Source organism: Vibrio sp. 10N.222.49.A3 (genome assembly GCF_041475145.1).
Taxonomy (GTDB): Bacteria; Pseudomonadota; Gammaproteobacteria; order Enterobacterales; family Vibrionaceae; genus Vibrio; species Vibrio tasmaniensis_A.
Genome location: NZ_JBFRVM010000347.1, coordinates 1 through 402 on the forward strand (window position 1 = coordinate 1; position 402 = coordinate 402).

Annotated in this window: 1 protein-coding gene; it reads right to left on the reverse strand. The window is 45.8% G+C overall.

Annotation, left to right across the window (positions count from 1 at the left end; genetic code table 11):
• On the reverse strand, positions 1 to 343 hold a 343-nt coding region (locus AB4589_RS25540), incomplete at its 3' end, for a tyrosine-type recombinase/integrase (RefSeq protein ID WP_372101971.1).
• Between the last annotated feature and the right edge of the window lie 59 nt (positions 344 to 402).

The window sequence follows — 402 nt, forward strand, 5'->3', positions numbered from 1 at the left end:
TTATTGCCTTTGGTTCGGGGTTAGGTTTGTCTGCCTTCAATGCCTTTGTGGTACGTTTTCGTTTTCTGGGCTGTACTTCTTTAGGCTCGACTAACATCCCCGTTATTACCGCCCCCAGAGTATCTACTGCCTCTGTCACATGGTGCTCACTGACATGCATATAACGAAGTGTTGAAGAGATACGTTTATGACCAAGGAGCTTAGCGACCATCGGGAGCGGATAACCTTCCAGCACCGCATAACTGGCAAAAGTATGGCGTAAGTCATGAATACGTACATCTGCAATATCAGCTAACCCCCGTACTCTTTGCCATACCATCCCAACCTTAGTAGGCCGACTCACATAACAGCGAAGAGGTGGAAAAACATCATTACCATTAGAATCAAAAAACTGTTTCCCTA